Origin of the sequence: Paenibacillus sp. FSL H8-0175 (assembly GCF_045040615.1) — a bacterium.
Classification (GTDB): Bacteria; Bacillota; Bacilli; order Paenibacillales; family Paenibacillaceae; genus Paenibacillus_AQ; species Paenibacillus_AQ odorifer.
On record NZ_CP150299.1, the window covers coordinates 4,622,990 to 4,646,197 of the forward strand.

Below are 23,208 nucleotides of genomic sequence, written 5' to 3' on the forward strand. Positions count from 1 at the left end.
CCTAAGCCTTGGCCAAAATTATAAATTGCGTGAGCATCACGATTACCGCTGAAGACACCCCCAGCGAATTAATGATTGTTAAAGCATTTGGATAACTTTCTTTCCGAAATTGTGAGAACAAAGACACCGTCCATAACACGCTGAAAAATAACGACGACAACCCGGATACAGCTTCACTATCAATTCGTCTGCTCCGGAGAAACAATCCGGCAAGGGTGGCGACAGTATAAACAATATATATTACTAGCTCTATCGATGTGATAACGATCGCCTCGCCGGCAGAGAACAAACGCATTAACAAGTATTGAAAACCTAAACAGATAAACACAAGCTGGTTAAAAGATAGTCTCTTCACTCTCATAGCTTAGCTCCTTTAGGATATATTTTCACAAAAGACAACGCTTACATTGTACTAGTGATTGAATATATCTTCTGTGACTTTCCATACCCTGCCAAATATTAGTCGGATAATATCCTCACATACAAAAAAGGAATTACACTTTGCGAAAAAGATACGCAAGGCATACTTCCTTTTTTTACGATTCGATTGTAGATTTAGACGGAATGGGACATCTTAGTTCCAAAATAGAATGAACAGTGGATTTATAAGATGTTTTCTTAAAATTAGGAGGTCATTGCTGTGAGAAACAAACAATCCATTGTCTTCGTGACCATACCATTATCCGAGATCAAGAAGTTCATCCTTATTGATATTGTTGCTGGATGGGTCTTTTATTTTGCTATAAAATTCCCCTTCCATTCCTTAATTGCCGCCTCTGCCGGAAGCATGTTTGGTCCTATCCTCATACGCCAATCCATGAAGTTAGTTCAAAATCGCGCCAAGTTTTAAGGTTTTAAGAACTGCTCAATCTGTTTTTTATGATGCTTATCATGTGGGATAAAACTTCTCAAGTACTTGCGAACGCTGAATTTTTTGCGATCTCCATCCTTATATTCCTGATTGAATTCCTCTTCCGTTAAGCCTACAGCTGCATCTATGATTTTAGTTCTATAACGTACAAATTGTTCAATTAATGTTTGTTCAGATAATAATTTAGCATATTCTACAGCGTTAGCATTAAACTCGTTAAAATCCAACTGCTTGGTTGTGATCGGTTCCCGGAGAATTATTTTCTTAATCGCACCTTCATAAAAATATTTATCCCATAACATGAGATGACAGATGATATCCTTTAAAGTCCATTTACCAGCTGCAATAGGCTGATTCCAATGTTTAGCTGATACTTCACCTAAAGATTCTACGAACGGGATGAGGGACTTAAATTCGAGTAACATTTGCTCATTTGTTTTTGCAGCCAGAGAGATCAACCTCCACATGAAAAATAAAATAATTCAGTCACAACATCTATGCTGCGTCATCCGCAGAAGCTGCGGCCAGATCCGTATCGGTAGAGTCAGGATTCAGCCAAATCTCAATCAACTCATGGGTACGCTTCACATCATTTTCGTCAAGGATGTAATACCATTGATCCTTCCGTCTGCCCTCACCCTGCAACATATGGCTTGTGATCTCAGGAGTACCCCCTTCAAGAATTACTCTTTTCGCCAAATCAAGAATAAAGTCTGACTTCATATTGGTTTGGAAATTACTGCCTGCTATTTCGATGATTTTCTGTATATTAAGGATATTATCTACTCTCTTCATCCGTTCAAGCGCAGATTTCAAAAAGATCCGCTGCCGCTCCGTTCGTTTAAAATCAGAATCCTCGCGGTATCTTACATACATTAATGCTTCAGCGCCAGAATAAATCGGTTTGTTGGGTTCAATTCTTAATTTCTCATGATCCGGGCTCTTGTTCTCAATCACCTTGGTAATCGGAAGTTCAACACCCCCTAGAGCATCTGTAACGCCCACAAGACCGTTAAAATTAATAGTAGCGTAATATTCGATAGGCGCGTTTAATAAATTTTTAACGGTGTCTACACTCATCTGAGGACCGCCATAGGAATGAGCTGCATTAATCTTGGTTTCTTTCCTAGCTCCTTTAACCTTTTCCGCTCCGATAATTTCTGCATAGGAATCACGAGGGATCGACACGAACAATACTTTATGATCAACTGGCCGGATCACAGTATATATAATCGAATCAGAAAGCCCGTTCTCTTTTCCCCGCTGATCAGTACCCAGTAGGAGGATAGAAAATGGACGATCCTTGTTATCCGCCGTTGGTTGTAATCCAGGAGCTTCAGCGTTTTCATTATTTTCTAAAGGAACGTATGATCCATCAAGCGTGTGTTCAATAGTCGGAGCCACAACATTATTAAATCCGAAAATCAGCAGTTCTTTACGAAAAACATAAGATCCTAGCCCAGCAATAAGTACGATAGCAAGCGTAAATAACCAGATCTTTTTTTTCTTGCTGGTCTTAGTTTTCTTCTTCACCTTTTTTTTCTCAATTCTACTTAAAGAAAATGAAGAAGCTGAATGGGTAGTCTGTTTATTTTTCATTCGGATCCTTAACCCTTCCTGATGACGGATTCTACCAGCCGATAATAGGGAATCATGTAGGTTGTCTCAAAGCCTAATCTATGCGCTAAGTTGAAAGAACCCTCGTTATCCAGACGACACGCCCACACCGGCTCAAGCTGATGTTCTAGACAGTATTCTATTAAGGCTGAACAGACCGCGTAGGCATAGCCCTTCCCCCGATGTGCTTCTGAAGTTTCTATGCCAATTTCCAGTTGATGCTCATTAACAAAACCCGAAAATGCCGTAGAGGCAATTTCCCCAGCGTCAAGAATATTGAAGCCCAGCCCCTCAGCAAGAAATTGCTCTTCATTCCTCCAAAACGCCTTAGGATTGACACCTCCTGTTGCCGCCAAAAACCGTTCTTTGTTCATTCGCACCACTTCAAGGTCTTGGTTAAGATAAGAAGCTTTCTGTTTCAGATATTTCTCGCGGTTAAAGCTGAAGTTGACCCTTGTATTTCTATGGAGCATTTCCTGTTCACTCCAATGAGCGATAACTTCCGTCCAGCCTCCCGCTCGATCAGCCTGCAGCAGCTCTTGATGATGCCGAATCATATTTTTATTGGTTATGTAATCAAAAAGATCGCGCTTAAACTCTTCATTATCCGACTCTCCAATTAATAAAGACATTCCACAAGGGTGTGCAATGTAAAAAGCACGCGGGTTAACTATATCGTCAACATATACGCTGCCAGGTATGACTTGTTTAACCACTGACTCAGCAAACATCGTATTTATTTTCACTTTTCCTAAAGGCTCAATAGCTTTGTAATAATCTTTACGCTCTAGTCGTTTCATAATTTTCTCCTTAGATCTCACGTAATGTTTTGATAGATAACCACCAGTATGTGAGGGTATTTTTTGCTGGATGACACTGTTACCTAAAATATCCCATTATTATAGACGATCTTAGGGTCGATAAGTTTCTATTTATAAGAAATTTGTGAGACAAAAAAAGACCATATCCTATCAAGGATTGGTCTACCCTATTTATTAATGATGATCTTAGTTTTTTTTCACAATCATATCGATCTCACTCTTGAGTAAAAGATATCTGACGACACTTCTCATGATCGGAACTTTAGTCAACTTATGCTGATCTACATAACTTTTCATTTGATCTTTAGACAGCCCGAGCAAGCTTCCCGCTTCAGACACCGTCAATACTTCCTTGTTACTTGTAGCGTTAAAGGTTTTCTTAACTTTTAAATTCCAGTCTTCAAACACCTGCATTTACATCCGCCACCTTTCTATAAAAAAATCCCCAAACGATACGTTTGGGGATTCATTTTACTACTTACAGTTTTACAACATTCTCAGCTTGTTGACCACGATTACCTTGAACTACGTTAAATTCTACACGTTGTCCTTCATCCAGGGACTTGAATCCGTCACCAGTAATTGCGCTGAAATGTACGAATACATCTTCTCCACCTTCAACCTCGATAAAACCAAAACCTTTGTCTGCGTTAAACCATTTCACTGTTCCTGTTTGCATAATATAATTACCACCTTATTTTTATTTACATGTTATTCTTATCCTCAAAAAATCTCTTGCAAAATCTCTAAAAAAATAAAAATTCACATATGGTACAAGGTTATTAATGTCTAAAGAATAACCCTCTACGCTATGTGAATTCGCCAGGTAAATACTTTCGATAGATTGATTATAACACAGCTAACACCAAATAGATACTCTTCTGCATTATGAAGAAAATGGGAGGTAAGAATGAGCTGTGCCATAATTGATTCTACGAGCGGTGACTGACCTCCTCACTTTCAAAATCCTAAAATCAACAAAACAGCGATTCTTCTGTTATCGAAGAATCGCTGTTCGGCGTTTTTTGGTCATTCGCGGCCTACTACGACTACACATTCATTATCCTACGGGGCTTTCGGACTCGGTAGACGTTATTTACATGTTTTAATTCTTTACCGCTAGATTTCGGACTCCAGTGACGCTATTCCTTGGAAAGAGGCTCATAATAAGCATTTTTTAGGCCAATAGCTGCACTGGAGTCCGATAACATTCCAAATATCGGATAATCGTACTTTTAAGGACCACTGTGTCCGTTAGCAGGTTACTAAGCGTATTTTCCAGTGACTAAGCATCTGCTTTCGACACAGCAGTCATTTTCATAGTTTTAGGTGACAGCCCTTCTCTATATTTGAAAAGGCAATCTAAATTTTAAAGTAAGATAATTTATCCAACAGGTCTTGCACCATTGAGCTGAGTGACTCCGACGAGGCTGAGATCTCTTCCATAGAAGCAAGCTGCTCCTCAGAGGCTGCTGCCACACTTTGGGAGTCCGAGGAAGCTTCCGAAGCAAGATCGGCTAATTGTTTAACGGTAACTGAAATTTGCTCCGTTCCCGCGGTCATCTGCTGTGCAGCTGCTGAGACCTCTTGGATCTGATCGGTTACCTGTGTCATCTCTGTCAGAATCGACGTAAATAAAAGATCACTATCAGATACACTCTGCACACCAAGAATTACTTTTTCATTGCCGACAGCCATCGCTTGTGAAGCTTGATTAGTATCTTGCACCACATCTTCAACCAAAGCAGTAACTTGTTCGGCAGCTTTTTTAGTCTGATCTGCCAGCATGCGAATTTCTGAGGCCACCACCGCAAAACCTCGGCCATGTTCACCCACTCTGGACGCCTCAATAGCCGCATTTAGTGCCAACAGATTGGTCTGTTTACTTATGTTCGAAATCAAGCCGATAATCCCGCTGATCTGAGCAGATCGTTCGCCTAAACGTTCAATCGCCAGACTTGTCTCATCTACAGACAGCTTTAACTCCGACATTTGATTCACTGCCATTTGCAGCTGGGCACTGCCCTTTTTCGTCTGATCGGTAACTTCATCTGCAGACGCAGACACCGATGACGAAGAGTCAGCGATCCGTTGCACTCCAACATTCAGCTCGCTCATCGCCATTGAAGAATCACCCGCATAATCATTCTGCAGCTGCGCTCCTTCGGCTACTCGTCCAATTGCCACAGCAATTTGTTCAGCAGCTTTTCCAGTCTGCTCAGCGTTAGCTGTCAGCTCTTCAGAGGTAGCTCCCACGGACATTGATAGATCAGCGACAAGTCCAAACATTTCTCGAAGCTTATGGGTCATATGATTAAAATGTGTAGCCATTTTGCCGAATTCATCATCATTTCGAACCTGCAGGGTTTGAGTCAAATCCCCCTGAGACATCAGCTGCAATTTCTCAGATAACAAACGAAGCGGTTTAACTACCATCAACCATAGTTGAAGACCAACAATAACAGCTAAAATCAAAATCCCAATAATCATAATGATAAAAAATTCTGTTTTAGCTTGTTCATAATCAGCCATGATAACATCCTTAGAGATCGCTGTCTGTGTGTACCAGACCTGGTCACTTCCAGGCATTGGTATCGGAACAAAAGTCCGCAGCACGTCTTCTCCCTTGGAATTTATCGTGTATCCCAGTTTGGCCTCCCCATTCTTCACACGCTTCCACAGTACTGTTTTATCTTCTGTATCACCAAATTCTTTGAGTACACTTTGAGGATCATTTGGGTTGGCTGCATATTTGCCATTACCAGTGATTAAAGAAACATAACCTCCCAGAGGTTTATAGTTAACGGCTTCTTCCTGCAATTGGGTTAACGAAACATCGAACCCTACAGTCCCCAGAAATGCACCCGTTTTATCCAAAATTGGCAGCATGACCGAAATCATCTCTATAGCTCCACCAGTCGTCTCATAGGAGTAGGGTTCAATATAGACCGGTTTTTTCTCTTTTTTTGGTAAAAGGTAATAATCACCCGCACCTTCTACATCATAATTCTTTAAGGGTTCAACCTTTATTGCACCTTGATTTCTAAAGACATAAGGAATAAAACGCCCCGTACCATCATCATATGGCATCTTATTTATATTAGCCTGATCGTTCTGATCAAAAGCATTGGGTTCCCATAATATGCTCATCCCAAAAATTTCTGGTCTGTGCTCAAGCATAGTTTTCATTGTAGAAACAACATCTTCACGGTCCAAGGTTTGACGTTCTCTTGATTCAAGGAGTACTTCAGCGAGCGCTTCACCCGTCGACTGAATGTCTATCATTCTATTCTGAATGGTCTCCGCATAACTTTTTCCTGCGACCTCTGCCTGAAGTTCACCGTTGGATATGCTCACACTACGCAGATTAGCCAGGTTTGCGACTAAACTAAAGAAAAAGATCACAATAATTACTAAACTTACCACCATAACAAATTTAAACGTTAATGAAAGCCTTCGATACAATGCCATCTGAACAACTCCACTCTAGGATAATATATCTTTAATCGACAAAATACGACCTCTATTCAATAGGACTTATTACCTATAATTCAAGGGGTGAAAATTTAAAATTCTATCCATTCCAAAAGTATGTTTAAATAAAAGTAGCCTAATCAAAAAATAACATAATACAAAGGAGTTCATGCCGATGGAAATATCCTCTTTTTTGTTGCCAAAAGATCAAGTCGCCTATATCACTAACTCACTATCCATGCTGGAAGCCTTAGAACAATTAGAACAGCACCATTACACGGCTATCCCTATTATTGATAATGAAGGAAAATATGTAGGAACACTTTCGGAGGGTGATCTATTGTGGAAGCTGAAAAACACAGCAGATTTAACCTTTGACAATATAGGGGAAGTTCCAGTAAGCGACATCCAAAAGCATGTTCATAACGAAAGTGTTCTCATTAATGCAGAAATGGAGGATATGCTGACGCTTGCTGCGGATCAGAATTTCGTTCCTGTGATTGATAATGAGGGTGTATTTGTTGGAATTATTAGGAGAAAAGATATCATTGAATATTACACTCGCAACATTACAGATTAATAAAAAATGACCAATCTCCATTACGGAGACTGGTCATTTTATTTTTCATCAAAATTACAGTTCAGTCAGGATAATCGTTCCTTGTGGGGTAATCGCTAAAGTATGCTCATATTGTGCTGACAATCCGCCGTCAATGGTACGCGCAGTCCAACCATCCGCATCAATTTTTGTTCTGTAACTGCCTGTGTTCAGCATGGGCTCAATGGTAAATACCATCCCCTCTTTAAGACGAGGCCCTCTCCCTGCTGGACCATAGTGAGGTACTTCCGGAGCTTCATGCATTTCTGAACCGATCCCGTGGCCAATAAAATCACGCACTACAGAAAACCCGTTAGACTCTGCATAAACTTGGATGGCATGCGCAACATCGCCAATACGGTTGCCTGCAACCGCCTGCTCGATTCCACGGAATAAAGATTCCTTAGTAGTGTCTAGAAGTTTGGTCGCCTGTTCACTAATATTGCCAATCCCGTAAGACCAGGCCGAATCTGCCAACCAGCCGTTTAAGTTAACAACCATGTCAATGGTTACGATATCCCCGTCTTTTAGCGGCTCTTTTTTCGGGAATCCGTGGCATATTACATCATTTACAGATGCACAGGTTGCGTACGGGTACCCATTATATCCTTTTTGCTCAGGAGTAGCTCCTTGAGACAATATAAATTTTTCTGCAAATTCATCAATTTCCCAGGTCGTAATACCAGGCTGCAAAATTTGCGCAATTTGACGATGACATGCAGCGAGAATTTTTCCCGCCGCACGCATTTTTTCGATCTCTTCCATCGTTTTCATGATAATCATAATATCGCCTCTTCTGTACAGAACACATCGCTCTCGGGCAACGGTTCTTCTTTTGTATTTAGTTTACCCTTTATATTATGAAAGAAAATCGCGAGAAATCCAAATCATTAGGCAAAAAAAATTATATTTTCCTTCCTGAATCTAAAAATAACATCATTTTTTTTGAGAATGTTAGATGAAAGACGAGTGCCTTATCAGCAATTTCTCTTATCTTTCTAATAAAACATAAAGTTATTGTTATCGTTAAATTATTTATTATTCCTAAAAATTCCTTTATATGTTATATTCAAAATAACTGAGGAGGTGATACATGCCTGTAATTGAGTGCATTTACTGCAACCACCTGGAGGATACGCATAATCAAAGAAGCAACCCTATTTGATTAAGGAGGAAATGTTGATGAAATTCAGAAAGCATTTTTCGTTCCGGAAAATCAGTTTGTTAGTATTAATTAGTATCCTTACTCTTTCTATTTCTTTACCTCAACAGCAGGCAGCGGCAGCAAACACTTCTGTTAAAGGTTTTTATGTAAGCGGTACCACTTTATACGATGCCACCGGCAGTCCTTTTGTAATGCGTGGGGTGAATCATGCACACACTTGGTACAAAAACGATCTGGCTACTGCAATACCGGCCATCGCAGCGACTGGCTCCAATACCGTCAGAATTGTACTTTCTAATGGCAGCAAGTGGTCTCTCGATACTTTAGCTGATGTCCAAAATATTCTAAAGCTTTGTGATCAGTATAAAATGATTGCCATGCTTGAAGTGCATGATGCTACGGGCTCAGACAACACCTCTGACCTTAACGCTGCAGTAAACTATTGGATCAGCATCAAGGATGCTTTGATCGGTAAAGAAGATCGTGTCATTGTGAATATTGCTAATGAATGGTACGGTTCTTGGAACACTGCAACATGGGCCAGTGGATACCAAGCGGCAATTCCTGCGTTAAGAAATGCGGGCATTAAGAACACTTTAGTTGTAGATGCAGCGGGATGGGGTCAATACCCACAATCTATTTTCACTAGTGGTCAGGCTGTATTTAATTCAGATACCTTAAAAAACACTATTTTCTCAATTCATATGTACGAATATGCTGGAGGTAATGCTGCTACAGTCAAGAGTAATATCGATAGTGCCTTGGCTATTGGAGCCCCTGTGATTATCGGCGAATTCGGTGACAAGCACACGGGTGGAGATGTCGATGAAGCCACCATTATGAGCTACACGAAGGAAAAAAAGGTGGGCTGGCTCGCCTGGTCCTGGTATGGTAATGGCGGAGGCGTTGAATATCTGGATCTAGCCAGCGGTCCAGCAGGAACACTCAGCAACTGGGGAAATACAGTCGTTAATGGAGCAAACGGAACCTTAGCAACCTCCGTGCTTAATAAAATTTACACAACACCTGGTTACCAACCTGTGCCGGATGGTGGCACTACACCAACAGCTACACCAACACCAACACCAACACCAACACCAACACCTACACCTACACCTACACCAACACCAACAGCTACACCTACGCCAACAGCTACACCTACACCTACACCTACACCTACACCTACACCTACACCTACACCTACACCTACACCTACACCTACACCTACACCTACACCAACAGCTACAGTAACACCTACAGCCACTCCTACCGGCTCGCCATCCAGTAATCTGGCACTTTACTACCGTGCAGCAGATACCAATGCTACTGATAATTCAATCAAGCCCTACTTCAACATCTATAACAACGGAACAACGGCAGTCAATTTAAATGGACTGAAAATTCGTTATTACTTTACTAAAGATGGAAGCGCCTCTCTCAATGGAGTAATCGATTGGGCGCAGGTCGGTGCTTCTAATATATCGGTTGCCCTCGGGTCCACAAGTGGGACGAACGCCGACTCTTACGTTGAGCTTACTTTCAATACTAGCGCGGGCTCCATACCTGCCGGTGGACAATCAGGAGAAATCCAATTACGCGTGCACAAAAGCGACTGGTCTAACTTCAATGAAGCAAATGACTATTCGTTCGATCCAACCAAAGTTTCCTTCAGCACTTGGAACAAAGTAACCCTGTATCAAAACGATGTACTGATCTCCGGCATCGCTCCTTAAACACATAAACCAGCGAGCCTCCCGGAATTGGAGACTTGCTGGTTTTTAAATTGAATCTGTTGTAGCGCAGATGTTGGGATCTTACTAGATTATTGTAGATCAAATGAAGGCTGTTGCTAGATTTGTCAGTCAACGGTGATCTACTGCTGTTAGCCTGCTCCCGGAATGTTACTACTCTGATGTTAGTCTACCGCTGGACTGTTACTACTTTGATGTTAGTCTACTGTCGCTCGTCTATTGTTCCGCTAGTCGGTTGCTTCTCTTTTATTTGGCTGTTCTGCGTACTACTCCACTATTGCTACTGCTGAGCTAATCTAATTTTACTATTTCACCATCTAATGTTATTTTACTATCGATTTAATTCGACCCTTTCACCACTCTGATGTTAGTCTACTGCCGCTCGTTTATTGTGCCGCTAGTCGGTTACTGCTCTTTTGTTTGCCTGTTCTGCGTTACTTCACTATTGCTCCTGCTGTTCTGCGTATTACTCTACAATTGCTCCTACTGCGCTAATATCACTCTGTCCCACTATCTAATATGACCCTTTTACTACTCTGATGTTAGTCTACTGCCGCTCGTCTGCGCTCATCTGCCTTCTTTACCTTTGGAGCGCTTTTGTCGTGATTTTCTTACTCAGATGACGCTATTTGTGCGATTTGAGCCGTTTTGAGCAACTTTCGGACTGGAGAGGCGCTATTCTTCTGAAAAAGGCCGGTTCCTGTCTCTTTTCATCCCCATAACGGCGCTGGTGTCCGAATACTCGGCAAATTGGCAAGATTTCAGGAAATAAGGGCTCCTGAGTCCGTCACCTTGTTAGTCTACTGCCGCTCGTCTATGCTCATCTACTGTTCATCTGCCGTTCTTTACCTTTGGAGCACTCTGTTATGATTTTCGGACTCAGATGACGCTATTTGTGCGAGTTAAGCCGTTTTGAGCAACTTTCGGACTGGAGAGGCGCTATTCCTCTGAAAAAAGCCTGTTTTGGCCTCTTTTCATCCCCATAACGGCGCTGGGGTCCGAATACTCGGCAAATTGGCAAGATTTCAGGAAATACGGGCTCCTGAGTCCGCCACCTTGTTAGTCTACTGCCGCTCGTCAGCGCTCATCTACTACTCATCTGCCCCTCATCTGCTGCTCATCTACTACTCATCTACTACTCATCTGCCCCTCATCTACTACTCATCTTCTATTCGTCTGCGCTCGTCTGCGCTCACCTACCGTTCTTTACCTCTGGAGCATTATGTGTACGACACGACACCCCGCGCATCTAACTACGACCAAACCACAAAAATCCCGGCAGCCATCAACTGGCCCCGGGACATTTTTAAATCTACTTTCATTTAGTCATGGAAATTAAGTCCAGAGGTAACGGCTTTAACATAATCTGCACGGATCACGAAATCTCCAAAATGCTCGCCTTGTTGACGTTCTTTGGCATATCGGTGAAGAATAGGTTCAAGCGTCTCTAGGATCTCCTTCTCATCTATGTTTTCTTTATACATTTTATTGAGGCGATCACCCGTAAAGCCTGCTCCTAAATACATATTGTATCTGCCAGGAGCCTTGCCGATAAACGAGATTTCACCCAGCGCCGGTCTAGCACAGCCATTAGGGCAGCCGGTCATTCGGATCACAATTTCCTCGTCCCGCAAACCAGCTTTATCTATAACAAGCTCCAGCTTATCTATCAGCGAAGGTAGATAGCGTTCCGCTTCAGCCATCGCAAGTCCGCAGGTTGGCAGTGCTACACAGGACATGGAGCTGCGCCGCAATGCAGAAAGATGTGCTCCATCTGTTAGTCCATGCTGTTTAGCCAGCTCAGCTACTTTGCGTTTTTTGGCAGTAGTGACGTTGGCAATCGTTAGATTCTGATTCGGCGTTAGCCGGAAATCTCCAGTATGAATCTTAGCAATCTCCCGCAAGCCACTCATCAAGGTGTATCCTTCTTGGTCATGAATCCGTCCGCTTTGGATATAAAGTGTCAGATTCCATTTTCCGTTGGTCCCCTTCACCCAGCCGTAACGGTCTCCGTTGTGATCAAAATGATAATCACGTACTGCTTCAAGCTGCCATCCGAGTCTTTCATGCAGTTCGTCTACGAACCATTCCAGACCATGGCGGTCAATTGTATATTTGAACCGTGCATTTTTGCGGACAGAGCGATTGCCATAATCCCGCTGGATTGTTACGGTCTTTTCTGCCACATCAATCAACTGTTCCGGACGGCAAAAACCAATTATACGTCCCAACTGAGGATAAGTACTGGTATCGCCATGAGTCATCCCCATACCGCCGCCTACAGAAACGTTGAAGCCGACTAGCTTCTCATTTTCCAGAATAGCGATAAAACCCAGATCTTGCGAGAATACATCCACATCATTAGAAGGAGGCACCGCTAGACCAATCTTGAATTTACGCGGTAAATATACCGGTCCATAGATCGGTTCTACTTCCGCACGCTCGCCTAAGCTATCTACTACCTTCTCACCGTCCAACCAGATTTCATGGTAAGCAGGCGTACGTGGTGATAAGTGATCACTTACTTTGCGCGCCCATTCGTAGACCTCTGCATGCACCTCTGACTGGTAAGGATTCGGATTACTCATTACGTTACGGTTAACATCGCCGCAAGCTGCCAGCGTCGTCATCAGCGTATCATTAATGCTGCGAATGGTTTTCTTAAGATTCCATTTGAGTACCCCATGCATTTGAAACGCCTGTCTGGTAGTCAGACGTAAGGTTCCATTGCCGTATTTTTGTGCCAGATCATCCATCACTAGCCACTGCTCTGGTGTCGCTACCCCGCCTGGGGCAACTACACGAAGCATGAACTGGAATGCAGGCTCCAGCTTTTGCCGTTCGCGCTCGTTGCGTAAATCCCGATCGTCCTGCATATAGCTTCCGTGAAATTTCAGCAGCCGATTATCATCTTCCGGCAAGCCTCCGGTAATCGGATTGCTTAATGTCTCAACAAGCGCGCCCCGCAGATAGTTACTCTCTTGCTTAATGTGCTCAACATCGCTTGGAGGCCCGCCGATCGGCTTAACCTTTTCATTGTTTGCCATTGTTGTTATCTCCCCCCGAAGTCATTCGATAACTTTCCTCTATCCATTAGTAAACATCACGTTGGTAGCGCTGCGCCTGCTGCATATTATCCAAATAAGCTGCCGCTTCTTCAGGACTCAGACCACCCTCATGCTGGATGACAGTAATCAGAGCAGAATGAACATCATGTGCCATATGCTTTTCGTCTCCGCAAATGTAAATATGAGCTCCCGCTTGCAGCCATTCGTAGACCTCGCGGCTCTTTTCCAGAATGCGATGCTGAACATATACTTTCTCTTCGGTATCACGGGAGAAAGCAACATCCAGCTTAGTTAACAAGCCGTCTTTAAGCATTCTCTGCCAGTCCGTCTGATAGAGGAAGTCCGTCACAAAATGCCGATCTCCGTAGAACAGCCATGATTTACCTTCCGCCCCAAGCTCGCCACGTTCCTCCAGGAAAGAGCGGAAGGGTGCAACACCTGTGCCCGGTCCAATCATAATGATCGGTGCATCAGGATTCGTCGGAAGCTTAAAGTTCGGATTATGTTGAATGTAGATGGGCAACGTATCTCCCGGCTGGACTCTTTCAGCACAATGTACCGAGCAGACCCCATAACGCTCACGGCCATGTGCCTCATAACGTACAGCTCTAACCGTTAAATGAACCTCATCTGGATTAGCTTTATAGCTGCTGGCAATTGAATAGAGTCGTGCCGGAAGCTTGCGCAAAATAGTCACAAAGCTACTGGCCGAACCCTCCCATGGAGAGAAGTCCTGAACCAAATCGAGCAGATCGCGGCCTTGAATATATTCCTTAAGCTGTTGCGCACGTTCTGGCGACAATAGATCTCTTAAATGGTTAGAAGAAGATAACTTCGCCGCTTGTTCAAGTAACGGTTTGGTCAATACAGTGATTTCATAGTGGTGAAGAAGGGCCTCACGTAAGGTGCCGTCTTCCCCTTTTTTATTAAATGGAACAATATCATTAGGATTCCAGCCCATAGTATGAATAATAGCGTCTACCAATTCAGGATGATTCTCCGGATAGACACCCAGCGCATCCCCTGGCTCAAATTGTATGTTAGAACCTTCTAGGGATAGCTCCAAATGGCGGGTCTCACGGTCGGAACCACGTCCGTTCAGATTTAGATTCTCCAATACTTCCGCTTTAAAAGGATGGTTGCGGGTATACAAAGGCTCCTGAGAATCTGCGTCTTCCGCAGCTTGAACCGCTTTTGCCGCAATGGCCGGAGCATTTAAATGTGCATTTAAGGCACCAATCACGCCTTCAAACCACTCGGTAACCGAATCATCATAATCAAGATCACAATCCACACGTGGACTTAACCGCTTGCCGCCAAGTTCCTCAAGCCGCTGATCGAAATCCTTGCCGGTCTGACAAAAGAATTCATAAGAGGTATCCCCCAGTGCCAGCACTGAGAACTTCAGATTCTCTAATTGAGGGGCTCTTTTGCTATAGAGAAATTCATGGAACATCCGTGCATTATCTGGCGGCTCGCCTTCACCGTGTGTACTGACCAGCAATAGGAGGTTCTGAACCTTCTTAAGCGCATTGGGCTTAAAGCTGTTCATCGCAGTGAGTGTGACCTGAAATCCTTGCTCCTCCAGCTTGCGGGACAAGCTCCCAGCCAGCCGTTGGCAGTTCCCTGTCTGGGACCCAAACAACACGGTCACTTCACGTGAAGCTACAGGTTGACTAACGGCACTACCTTCCACATTTCCTATCGTATTTGATTGTACTAATTGAACCTCGGCACCTGCCGATGATGCAGTAGTAAGGCCCATGGCTGACAAATAACCGCTAAGCCATATTTGCTGTGTCTCCGTTAAGGATGGTAGAAGACGATTGAGTAGCTCGACTTGGCTCTCGTTAAAAGGACTGTTCGTTACCTGTAGTTGCAACAATATCCACCTCTCCTAAACATGAAATCTTCTGATGATCCGTACCTCATGAAATCAGGCTATCACAATAATTGTAAACGATCAATGATGTCGATTTACCCTAATAATTGTAATTTATTGAAAAAGTATCTATAAAGTACGTAAAAACCGATCAAAACAGTATGATTTAACCTGTTTTGATCGGTTTCATTATAAAAAGTGATACTATTTATAAAATATTGTGATAAATAAAAGCTATAATTTTTGCTGACTTTCGGGAAATAACACCTCGCCGATCCCCGTCTTAATCTTCACTATCTCCTCAAGCGTATTCGACAGCTCGCCGGGCGGATAAGGTTTAGTTAAATATTTTTGAATTACATCGTTTAATTGGTTCTTATCCGATTGATCCAGAGCAGAAGAAATAACGATAGGTATATTTTCAGTTCTTGGATCTTCTTTAAGCATTCGGATCAAATCCCAGCCATCCAGTTCTTCACCCAACATCAAATCTACCACAATCGCCACAAATGGTGTTTTCAAGGCCTGATCAAAAGCTTGCTGTGGATGGTAATGATGGGTAACACGGAACCCCTTCCCTTTAAGCTCTTCTGATAAAAGCAACGAAAGACTGTAATCATCTTCAACGATCATTACATTAGGCTTGAGCTCTTTTTCGGTGCTCCATTTATTAAGCTCATCCCGTTGCCGGCTCGCTTCCGCATGGAGGATAGGGAGGCTAAACCAGACGGTAGTGCCCTCTCCTTCAACGGAATCTATACCGATATTTCCCTTTTGTTTCTCAATGATCTCCTTACAGATAGCAAGTCCGAGTCCTGTTCCTCCAATTCTTTTAGAGGCGCTATTATCCACTCTTCTGAATTTTTGGAATAGCTGTCCTATTTGATCCTTAGGAATGCCAAGACCATTATCCTGGATACGTACAATAATTCTATCCGACTCGTTATGCAGCAGTACTTTAACTTCATTGTTATCAGGTGAGAATTTAATCGCATTACTTAACAGATTCGTCAGAACTTGGACAATCTTATCCTTGTCCACATCAACATCCGCATTTAAAGCCTCATCCACTAGGAGCACATGATGGGTACTGCTCAGTTTATATTGATCAATTACACCTAATACAATTTCACTGAGATTCAAATGCTCCGTGATATATTGCTGCTTACCTGACTCCATTCTCTGCAAATCAAGAAAATCATTAATGAGCTCCGTCAGTCGTTTAGCTTCTTTATGAATCGTCTCCAGATATTTAAGCTGCTTCTCAGGCTTCATGGTCTTAGACAATAACAGTTCTGTGAAACCAAGTACACTCGATAGCGGTGTTCTTAGCTCATGACTTACCGTACTGACAAGATCAGATTTCATAAGGTCCAGCTCATATTCTCTAGTGATATCTCTGTAGACAAACAATGTACCAATACGCAGCTCGCGACGGAATACAGGGATCGCATACACGTCAATATGCTTCTTCGATTCAGTTCCAATGGAGTATTGCATGCTGCTGGATTCCAGAGCATCCTCAGCAATCGCTTTTTCAAAAAACATCCGAAGTTCATGATTCTCATTCGAGTGCTCAATGAAATAATCCATCCATTTCTGACGGGGAATCAAAGCTCCTTCTGTCCACTCATAATTAAAAATGTTGCTCAACGCTTTATTCATCTGCAGGAGCATACCTTCTGTATTCACAAATTGTATGCCCTCGTTCACATTATTTACGATGTCCCGATTCAGCTTTCGTCCATGTTCAATCTCTTCATACATGAATAAACGTTCAATCGCCAGCGCTACGCGGTTCATCATCCCCTGAACCTCATTAATCTCTTCTTTGCTGAAGGAATGACCAATCCGGCTGCCACAGAACACTGCAAGAATCTCATCCTCTGCGTTCACAACAGTAGTGTAGAAGTCGTAAACATAGACCTCACTCGCAGAAATCCCTTGCTCTGATTGTGTGGCCAGGCGCTTGATTAGGTACGTTTTTTCCGCTTGCAAGCGATATAACATCTCATTATTCTCATGATCAAGATAACGCTCCACATTCTCCTGTGGAATGCCTTTCACAGCCGCAATATTATCTTTCACAAGCAGGAAGAAACTCGAATCAAAGGCATACAGGCGATGCATAAACTCAATAAACTTATCGGCAAATTCATGTTTATCCAAAGTATAAGTAATATCATGATTCAGCTGATTATTAAGTTCAAGCATCATCTTGGTCTGTTCTGTGTTTTTTAACGTTTCGGCTAGCTCCTGCTGCACGCTTTTCATTGAGGTGATATCGTTCGCAATAAGGATGTATTGATAAATCACACCCTCTTCATTCAGGTACGGCACAATCGTCAGATGCAGCCAGATGGGCAATCCGTCTTTGGCTAGAATCTGCAGCTCATTGTTCCACACTCCGCCTGTATTTAATTTGTTAAAGATTTTCTGATAACCCTCATCAGAGAGATTATAAAGTTCAAATAACTTATAGGTGTAACCGATAATCTCAGACTTCTTATAGCGGGTATATCCACTTAAATTATCATTCGCGTAGGTAAAGACACCTTTAGCAGTAAGGATCCCCACCGCAGACGATTGATCCAAGGCTTTCATCATACTCTCAATTTCACTAAGCGAGCGCTGCAGCCTATATTGCTGATCCTGAAGTTCATCCTGCTGCGCATGCAGCTCTTCATTCTGCATCATCAATTCTTCTTCTTTATCTTGAATACTTCTAGCCATATTTAGAAAAGCATCATAAAGTCGGCCAATTTCATCTTGATTCTTAAGCTTGCCCAGAAGAATTTCTTCTCCTGCAGCCAGGGAATGGGTTGCCCCTTCCAGCTTCAGAATAGGATCTATTAGGTTCTTCAGAATCCGCCAGATCATAAAGGTGAAGATTAGCAGAATAATCGTGCTGAAAAAGAATGCGATAAAGGTAAACTCATTGGCACGTTTGATGTAATCCATAGCCATAGTATTTAATGCGGCATCGGATCGTTGCTTGTACTCTTTTGTATACATTAAAAAATCATTTACTGATTTCGTGTTGCCATCTGCGGATAGAGCTCTCAAAGACACATAATCGTCTGCCTCGACAAACCGAATCGCTTCCGGCAAAACTTTAGTTTTGTACTGAACATAAAATGCTTTCAAACCATCTCTAAACAAGGCTTCTTCCGGAGATAAATTGAGATTAGAATAGGTATCCAGAATCTTATCAAAGTTAACAAGTCCTAAGTTTAAGAGCTCTAATTCATTGTCACTCTTAAGTGCGCTGAATCCCCTCGCTCGGAAAAAAACCTCATTTAACGCAGTCGCCAATTCGTTAATCGTGTCCGCCTTATTTTGCAGAACTTCACGGTCTCTACTTAATTTGTTCTGCTCATTGTTTATGAAAAACAAAAATACAGATCCCATAAGAATGATTAACGAAAAAACCAAGGCAATGATACGAAAATATCTATTTTTAATACTGTGATTAGAGCTGCTACCCTTTGTCACTTAGGATCCCCTCCACAATCTGCAAGAGTTCCATCGGACTAAAAGGTTTTGGCATAAAATAACGTGCGCCTGCATCTACCGCTCGAAGACGATCTACATCTTGGGCTTTGGCTGTTAACATTAAAATAGCTGTAGCCTTCTTTTTCTCATCATCCAGTTGGCCTAGGACTTCAATCCCTGTCATTTCAGGCATCATATAATCCAATATCACCAAATCATAATGATCCTGTGACAATTTTGAAAGCGCCTCTAATCCGTTCTCGGCAGTGTGGATCTCCACGTCTTCCAAATCTTCTAAGGTGTCTACGATTAACATTCGTAATACTTCTTCATCATCCACTACCATTACCTTTTGCATAGCTGCCTAGTTCCCTCCGCTTTAGATCTCTCCTGGTGCTCACAACATATTCAGAACCCAATTAGAACAAAAATCTATGAGCCAACCGCTCTATCCTCGACAATAACTCAGGCATATGGACCGGTTTGACTACATAATCATCGGCACCCATCTGCAGGGCATGTACAATATCCGCCTGATTGTTTCTTCCCGTCAACATGATCACTAATATATTTACTTCCGGATACGTTTTGCGGATTCTTTCCAGAACTTCTACCCCATCCAGATCAGGCATCACACCATCCAGCAAAATAATATACTTCTCATCCACGGCATACCAATCCGATTGCAGGAAATCAAGCCCATTCGCATAGCTGCTAACCTTCACCTCAGCAATATTCTCCGGCTCCCAAATGGCGAACTGACTGGTCACAATTCTCCGAATTAGCGTATCGTCATCCACAACAATCACATTCAGAACCGAATGCTTTTTAGTAGTGGATAAATGGTCCGAATAAAGCGTTGTCTGATTCCTTCCAGCATGCTTACTAGCATAAAGAGCCTGATCTGCTTCCTCAATCAATTTATCGGCTATATTCTCGGCATCTGTTACCTCAGAAATCCCGCTAGAGATAGTCACATGAAAGATTTCATTTTTCGCAAAAAAGTCAGTCGCCACAAACCGCTCTTGAATACGTTGTATAACCAACATTGCAGATTCCGCATCCGTGTGAGGTAAGAACACTGCAAACTCTTCTCCCCCATAACGGCAAAAGGTATCCTCCAGACGGATGGAATTCTTCACAAGCTCGGAAAAGCCCTGCAGAACTTCGTCTCCGATTAGGTGACCATATGTATCATTAACGTTTTTAAAATAATCCAAATCAATCAGCGCTAACGAAAATACGCGGTTGGTCCGCTTAAAATCACCAATCAGCTGCTTCATGACTTGATTAAAGTGTTTGCGATTGAATGCGCCGGTCAAATCATCCACGATGATGGACTCCTGCCATTCTCTTTTGAGCTGAAAGCGATTTTTGATCAATACCAGAAATAAATCAATATCTACAGGCTTCGGTAAAAAATCCATCACCCCCAGCGAATACGCCTGCATTTGCGTCGCTTTGGAGTACTCCCCGCTTATAATGATAATGGGAATTCGTTCTTTTTTAGCCTTGCCGATAATTTGGTTCAACACCTCAATCCCGCTTTTATCCGGTAAAAGAATATCCAGCAGAATGAGATCTGGTTTCGTTTCATAAAAGATTTTGAGTCCCCGTTCAGCAGATAAGGCAATGCTTACATAGTAATTCTGCCTCTCCAACGACTCTTTCAGATAAGCAACTAACTCTACATCATCGTCGATAAGAAGAATATCATTCTGCGTGAGCGTCTCAGCAGGTCCCTTTTTATCCAATGCTTTAACAGAGCTTGAAGCTGCCAATGAATGGACATTAAACAATGGAATCAGTGGATATAAATAATCCCCCCATTCCTCGACTGACCAACTCTTAAGACTGCTTTCCATGAAATAGGGCAGCGTATCCTCGGCAAATTGTTCGACATCTGGTAATCCGACAGTTCCAGCAGTGCCTTTTAAATTATGCAAAAAACGATAAATGTCCTTTTCCTTCACTTCCGCCTGTTCCGTCCATTCCTGGAGGGTCATCTTCGTTCTTTGCTCAACCATGTCTTTATATTTTTGTGTAGTCATATTTACTCCTTCAGACTATCATATCAAACTCTCAGTTCATCACATTTTTTATAGGCTGTCAAATGAATTTTCTATAATTTCAGCTGCCAAAATAAATATTTAATCAAACTGACAAAAAACCTTTGGTTGAAGCTTGTTTCATCATTTGCAATAATAGTTGGAATGGTTCATTCCGTATACACGGTGAAATCAACAAATACAAAGGGAGGCTGTATTCATGAAGGGGATTATTACTGTATTAGGAAAAGATAAAGTAGGGATTATCGCTAAAGTATGTACATATCTAGCCGAACACAATTTGAACATTCTGGATATTTCGCAGACGATTGTTCAAGATTATTTTAACATGATGATGATTGTAGACATTTCTAGCTCAACTAAAGCTTTTGAGAATATTGTAGAGGAATTACATTTGCTTGGCGAATCGATTGGCGTGGAAATCAAGCTTCAGCATGAGGATATTTTTAATATTATGCACCGAATCTAGGAGGATGGCTGACCATGATATCACTAGTGGAAGTACAAGAAACGAATAAGATGATTCGTGAAATGAATCTGGATGTGCGTACCATAACGATGGGGATCAGCCTCATGGATTGTGCCCACACGGATATGCGCACCTTTAATCAAAATGTATATGACAAAATCACCAGATCCGCTGAAAAGCTCGTAAAGACGGGTGAAGATCTGGAAAGACAATTTGGGGTTCCTATCGTTAACAAACGGATCTCTGTCACACCCATCGCTATTGCCGCTGGTGCGGTGAAGACAGATACCTATGTACCTGTTGCTGAAATCCTGGACAAGGCTGCAAAAGAGGTAGGCGTTAACTTTATCGGCGGCTTCTCTGCACTTGTACAAAAAGGCTGCACCAAAGGCGATCGTATTCTGATCGACAGTATTCCTGAAGCATTGGCAGTCACTGAAAGAGTCTGCTCCTCGGTCAATGTCGGTTCCTCCAGAAGTGGAATCAACATGGATGCTGTGAAATTAATGGGCGACATCATTATCCAAACTGCGGAACGCACCAAGGATCGGGATTCCATCGGCTGCGCCAAGCTGGTAGTTTTCTGTAATGCAGTTGAGGACAACCCTTTTATGGCCGGAGCATTTCACGGGGTTGGTGAACGGGAATGTGTCATCAACGTTGGCGTCAGCGGTCCTGGTGTAATCAAACGTGCGCTTGAAGAGGTTAGAGGGCAGGATTTTGAAACCTTATGTGAAACCATTAAACGGACAGCCTTCAAAGTCACACGTGTCGGTCAGCTAGTTGCTCAAGAGGCTTCCAAACGGATGAATGTTCCTTTTGGGATTATCGATCTATCCTTAGCTCCTACTCCAGAAATCGGAGATTCCATTGCCGAAATCTTTCAAGTCATGGGTCTGGAGGAAGCTGGCGCTCCGGGAACAACCGCTGCTCTGGCGATCCTAAATGACAATGTTAAAAAAGGTGGCGTAATGGCCTCCTCCTATGTAGGTGGACTTAGTGGAGCCTTTATTCCGGTCAGTGAAGATCATGGCATGATTCAAGCGGTTCAGCGGGGTGCCCTTACACTAGAGAAGCTGGAAGCTATGACCTGTGTGTGTTCCGTAGGACTGGATATGATCGCTATCCCAGGAAGCACTACCAAGGAGACCATTTCCGGCATCATCGCGGATGAAGCTGCAATCGGCATGGTGAATAACAAAACCACTGCGGTTCGCGTGATTCCAGTAATCGGCAAGGACGTTGGTGAAATGGTCGAATTTGGCGGCCTGCTCGGATATGCACCAGTTATGGCAGTGAATGGCTTCAACTGCGCGAACTTCGTTAATCGTGGCGGACGAATCCCTGCTCCAATTCATAGCTTTAAGAATTAATAGAAACCTCAAACAGCAAGTCCCTATTTGTACATAGGAGACTTGCTGTTTTTTTATATTCTAAAGCTGAGAATATTTGTTTATCTTGATTAAGCCCGTTGAATGCCGATATTAGGCGTTCCGCCAGTCAAATCGATAAATAATACATAATCATTTCCATCTGTGCCCTTCAGAACGAGACCAGTCTGACCTACAGCACCTACAGAAAAGTATCGAACCTGTTGCAGGCTGGTAGGAGCGCCTGGTGGCAATGTTGCTTGGTTCGTAGCGATCAACCGGGTTGCAGCTCTGATGGTGCCTGCCCCGCTAATTTCACCGGTTACCCCCAGATGACCGAGTATGGATTCACTGCCGTTCACATTTAGGCTTCCCATTATAGTCTGACTACCATTCAAATGCAGATTCGAATCGATAGTCTCATTTCCATTAACGTGCAGATCATTTTGAATGGTCTGACTTCCTGTAACTAGAACGCTATCGAAGGTTGGCAAGGCGATCATCCCTTTCAGGTTTTATAGTATATCTTATGTTAAACAAGCCAGCCCTGTCATAGAT

19 protein-coding genes are annotated in these 23,208 nt (G+C 42.7%); 5 read left to right on the forward strand and 14 right to left on the reverse strand.

Features of this window, described 5'->3' with window-relative positions; translation table 11 throughout:
- Window position 1: 1 nt before the first annotated feature.
- Window positions 2–361 (reverse strand): hypothetical protein, encoded by a 360-nt coding sequence (locus MHH46_RS20615; RefSeq protein ID WP_036685802.1) that lies wholly within the window; start codon window positions 359–361, stop codon window positions 2–4.
- A 279-nt stretch (window positions 362–640) separates the two neighbouring features.
- On the opposite strand from MHH46_RS20615, the gene MHH46_RS20620 reads away from it, so the two are divergent.
- Window positions 641–850, forward strand: coding sequence for a hypothetical protein (locus tag MHH46_RS20620; RefSeq protein WP_076100132.1), 210 nt, complete (start codon window positions 641–643; stop codon window positions 848–850).
- Here MHH46_RS20620 and MHH46_RS20625 read toward each other — a convergent pair.
- From MHH46_RS20625 to MHH46_RS20650, 6 genes are all read right to left on the reverse strand, one after another.
- A complete protein-coding gene (locus MHH46_RS20625) occupies window positions 847–1,329 on the reverse strand; it encodes a DinB family protein (protein WP_179086268.1) in 483 nt (160 codons plus the stop codon). The genes MHH46_RS20620 and MHH46_RS20625 overlap by 4 nt on opposite strands.
- A 37-nt stretch (window positions 1,330–1,366) precedes the next feature.
- Window positions 1,367–2,404 (reverse strand): LCP family protein, encoded by a 1,038-nt coding sequence (locus MHH46_RS20630; protein WP_076191015.1) that lies wholly within the window; start codon window positions 2,402–2,404, stop codon window positions 1,367–1,369.
- Window positions 2,405–2,478: 74 nt separating this feature from the next.
- Complete coding sequence (locus MHH46_RS20635) at window positions 2,479–3,288, reverse strand: GNAT family N-acetyltransferase (protein ID WP_076190529.1); 810 nt, start codon at window positions 3,286–3,288, stop codon at window positions 2,479–2,481.
- A 207-nt stretch (window positions 3,289–3,495) separates the two neighbouring features.
- Window positions 3,496–3,723, reverse strand: a complete 228-nt coding sequence (locus MHH46_RS20640) for a DNA-binding protein (protein ID WP_076190527.1) — start codon at window positions 3,721–3,723, stop codon at window positions 3,496–3,498.
- 64 nt (window positions 3,724–3,787) lie between these two features.
- Window positions 3,788–3,988 carry a cold-shock protein gene (locus MHH46_RS20645; RefSeq protein ID WP_036685790.1) on the reverse strand — a complete coding sequence of 67 codons (201 nt, stop codon included), beginning with the start codon at window positions 3,986–3,988 and terminating at the stop codon, window positions 3,788–3,790.
- 683 nt (window positions 3,989–4,671) lie between these two features.
- The gene (locus MHH46_RS20650; protein ID WP_076129908.1) at window positions 4,672–6,780 is read right to left on the reverse strand and encodes a methyl-accepting chemotaxis protein; all 2,109 of its coding nucleotides are present in this window, start codon (window positions 6,778–6,780) and stop codon (window positions 4,672–4,674) included.
- A 178-nt stretch (window positions 6,781–6,958) separates the two neighbouring features.
- On the opposite strand from MHH46_RS20650, the gene MHH46_RS20655 reads away from it, so the two are divergent.
- Window positions 6,959–7,363 carry a CBS domain-containing protein gene (locus MHH46_RS20655; protein WP_038572361.1) on the forward strand — a complete coding sequence of 135 codons (405 nt, stop codon included), beginning with the start codon at window positions 6,959–6,961 and terminating at the stop codon, window positions 7,361–7,363.
- A gap of 54 nt (window positions 7,364–7,417) precedes the next feature.
- Here the strand turns inward: MHH46_RS20655 and map are convergent, their stop codons facing one another.
- Window positions 7,418–8,164, reverse strand: a complete 747-nt coding sequence (gene map / locus MHH46_RS20660; RefSeq protein ID WP_076190525.1) for a type I methionyl aminopeptidase — start codon at window positions 8,162–8,164, stop codon at window positions 7,418–7,420.
- A 399-nt stretch (window positions 8,165–8,563) separates the two neighbouring features.
- Here map and MHH46_RS20665 point away from each other — a divergent pair, with 399 nt between their 5' ends.
- The gene (locus MHH46_RS20665) at window positions 8,564–10,279 is read left to right on the forward strand and encodes a cellulase family glycosylhydrolase (protein WP_405132510.1); all 1,716 of its coding nucleotides are present in this window, start codon (window positions 8,564–8,566) and stop codon (window positions 10,277–10,279) included.
- 1,340 nt (window positions 10,280–11,619) lie between these two features.
- Here the strand turns inward: MHH46_RS20665 and cysI are convergent.
- The 5 genes from cysI to MHH46_RS20690 form a co-directional block, all read right to left on the reverse strand.
- Window positions 11,620–13,344: an assimilatory sulfite reductase (NADPH) hemoprotein subunit gene (gene cysI / locus MHH46_RS20670; protein ID WP_076190520.1), complete on the reverse strand. Its 1,725-nt coding sequence runs from the start codon at window positions 13,342–13,344 to the stop codon at window positions 11,620–11,622.
- Between the two features lie 46 nt (window positions 13,345–13,390).
- A complete protein-coding gene (locus MHH46_RS20675; protein ID WP_076191012.1) occupies window positions 13,391–15,247 on the reverse strand; it encodes an assimilatory sulfite reductase (NADPH) flavoprotein subunit in 1,857 nt (618 codons plus the stop codon).
- Window positions 15,248–15,481: 234 nt separating this feature from the next.
- Window positions 15,482–18,742: an ATP-binding protein gene (locus tag MHH46_RS20680; RefSeq protein ID WP_076190518.1), complete on the reverse strand. Its 3,261-nt coding sequence runs from the start codon at window positions 18,740–18,742 to the stop codon at window positions 15,482–15,484.
- Complete coding sequence (locus MHH46_RS20685; RefSeq protein WP_076130763.1) at window positions 18,729–19,100, reverse strand: response regulator; 372 nt, start codon at window positions 19,098–19,100, stop codon at window positions 18,729–18,731. Before MHH46_RS20685 ends, MHH46_RS20680 begins: the two co-directional genes overlap by 14 nt.
- Before the next feature lie 61 nt (window positions 19,101–19,161).
- Complete coding sequence (locus tag MHH46_RS20690; protein ID WP_076190516.1) at window positions 19,162–20,793, reverse strand: diguanylate cyclase; 1,632 nt, start codon at window positions 20,791–20,793, stop codon at window positions 19,162–19,164.
- A 217-nt stretch (window positions 20,794–21,010) separates the two neighbouring features.
- On the opposite strand from MHH46_RS20690, the gene MHH46_RS20695 reads away from it, so the two are divergent.
- Together MHH46_RS20695 and MHH46_RS20700 are read left to right on the forward strand one after the other, a co-directional pair.
- Window positions 21,011–21,280, forward strand: coding sequence for an ACT domain-containing protein (locus MHH46_RS20695; protein WP_036685776.1), 270 nt, complete (start codon window positions 21,011–21,013; stop codon window positions 21,278–21,280).
- Between the two features lie 14 nt (window positions 21,281–21,294).
- A complete protein-coding gene (locus tag MHH46_RS20700; protein ID WP_036685774.1) occupies window positions 21,295–22,653 on the forward strand; it encodes a PFL family protein in 1,359 nt (452 codons plus the stop codon).
- An 89-nt stretch (window positions 22,654–22,742) separates the two neighbouring features.
- Here MHH46_RS20700 and MHH46_RS20705 read toward each other — a convergent pair whose 3' ends face one another.
- Complete coding sequence (locus tag MHH46_RS20705; protein WP_248548519.1) at window positions 22,743–23,153, reverse strand: hypothetical protein; 411 nt, start codon at window positions 23,151–23,153, stop codon at window positions 22,743–22,745.
- Window positions 23,154–23,208 lie beyond the last annotated feature (55 nt).

Bases quoted from the DNA above. Each gene is read 5' to 3' on its own strand.
- MHH46_RS20615 (WP_036685802.1), bottom strand. From the start codon at position 361: ATGAGAGTGAAGAGACTATCTTTTAACCAGCTTGTGTTTATCTGTTTA.
- MHH46_RS20635 (WP_076190529.1), bottom strand. From the start codon at position 3,288: ATGAAACGACTAGAGCGTAAAGATTATTACAAAGCTATTGAGCCTTTA.
- MHH46_RS20640 (WP_076190527.1), bottom strand. From the start codon at position 3,723: ATGCAGGTGTTTGAAGACTGGAATTTAAAAGTTAAGAAAACCTTTAAC.
- MHH46_RS20645 (WP_036685790.1), bottom strand. From the start codon at position 3,988: ATGCAAACAGGAACAGTGAAATGGTTTAACGCAGACAAAGGTTTTGGT.
- MHH46_RS20650 (WP_076129908.1), bottom strand. From the start codon at position 6,780: ATGGCATTGTATCGAAGGCTTTCATTAACGTTTAAATTTGTTATGGTG.
- MHH46_RS20655 (WP_038572361.1), top strand. From the start codon at position 6,959: ATGGAAATATCCTCTTTTTTGTTGCCAAAAGATCAAGTCGCCTATATC.
- map (WP_076190525.1), bottom strand. From the start codon at position 8,164: ATGATTATCATGAAAACGATGGAAGAGATCGAAAAAATGCGTGCGGCG.
- MHH46_RS20665 (WP_405132510.1), top strand. From the start codon at position 8,564: ATGAAATTCAGAAAGCATTTTTCGTTCCGGAAAATCAGTTTGTTAGTA.
- cysI (WP_076190520.1), bottom strand. From the start codon at position 13,344: ATGGCAAACAATGAAAAGGTTAAGCCGATCGGCGGGCCTCCAAGCGAT.
- MHH46_RS20685 (WP_076130763.1), bottom strand. From the start codon at position 19,100: ATGCAAAAGGTAATGGTAGTGGATGATGAAGAAGTATTACGAATGTTA.
- MHH46_RS20690 (WP_076190516.1), bottom strand. From the start codon at position 20,793: ATGACTACACAAAAATATAAAGACATGGTTGAGCAAAGAACGAAGATG.
- MHH46_RS20695 (WP_036685776.1), top strand. From the start codon at position 21,011: ATGAAGGGGATTATTACTGTATTAGGAAAAGATAAAGTAGGGATTATC.
- MHH46_RS20700 (WP_036685774.1), top strand. From the start codon at position 21,295: ATGATATCACTAGTGGAAGTACAAGAAACGAATAAGATGATTCGTGAA.
- MHH46_RS20705 (WP_248548519.1), bottom strand. From the start codon at position 23,153: ATGATCGCCTTGCCAACCTTCGATAGCGTTCTAGTTACAGGAAGTCAG.